1 protein-coding gene is annotated in these 994 nt (G+C 69.7%); it reads left to right on the top strand.

Annotated elements, in window-relative coordinates; all coding sequences use genetic code 11:
• Window positions 1–262: 262 nt before the first annotated feature.
• On the top strand, window positions 263–994 hold a 732-nt coding region (locus G6035_RS19600), incomplete at its 3' end, for a DUF222 domain-containing protein (protein ID WP_176618775.1).

The following is a 994-nucleotide window of genomic DNA, read 5'->3' as shown; positions in this document are numbered from 1 at the left end:
CGCCTTGAATAGTACACACGTTCGGATAACTACCTGTTTTTGTCAGTGGTCCCGGATAGTCTTATGGGTATGGAAGCAATGGCAGGGACGCCGGGACAGCCCGGTTCCACACAGGAGCGCAGCAACGCCGACGGGCACGTCCGCCGGCTGATCGCCCTGGCCGCGGCCCTGGCCCGCTCCGCAACGCCAGCCGCCCCGGCCACACCCGGCCACACCCGGCCCCGGCCCCGGCCCGGGGCCGCATGCCGCGGCCCCGCTGGGCTTGGACGTCGACGCCCTCAGCGATGCCCAGGCCGTCTCCTGGGCCCAGGAACTGGAACACCTGGGCGCATACCTGGCCGCCCTGCAGGTCCAGATCGCCGGCAACCTGGCCGGACGGGTGCGCGCCGGACGCTTCGACGGCATCAAGCACGCGACGGACCTGCTGGGCACGAGCCTGAAACTGGGCCGGGGCGAAGCCTCACGCCGGCTGCGCCTGGCCGAACGGTTCCTGCCCGTCACGGACGAACTGACCATGGCCGAGACCCCCGCCGCGCAACCGGCAACCGCAGCAGCGTTCTTCGCCGGGGAACTCTCCATGGAGCGCGCCCTGACCGCCTCCCGCTACACCGAGGAAGTCCACCACCTCGCCGACGCCGGCCGCATCACCACGGAAACGGCCGACCAGATGGAGCACACCCTCACCGGCCATGCCCGCACCATGGACCCCGACTCCCTCTCCCGCGTCGGCCTACGCGCGGTCAACACCCTGGACCCCGACGGCCAGCAACCCACCGAGGGCGAACTCGTGGCAAAACAAGGCATCTTTTTCCGCCAACCCCGCCGCGGCCTGGTCCACTTCGAAGGCTGGGCCACCGTGCCCCAATACGAAGCCTGGATGGCCGGCACCGGCTCGGCAGCCAACCCCAGGCAACACACCGACCCCAACAACACCCAAGACACCAACACCCAAGCCAGCCCGAACCACACCACCGACGGCACGAACGGCACGGAC

Origin of the sequence: Arthrobacter sp. SDTb3-6 (assembly GCF_013376095.1) — a bacterium.
In the GTDB taxonomy this organism is placed as follows: domain Bacteria; phylum Actinomycetota; class Actinomycetes; order Actinomycetales; family Micrococcaceae; genus Specibacter.
This window is presented reverse-complemented; position numbering and strand designations above follow the sequence as displayed.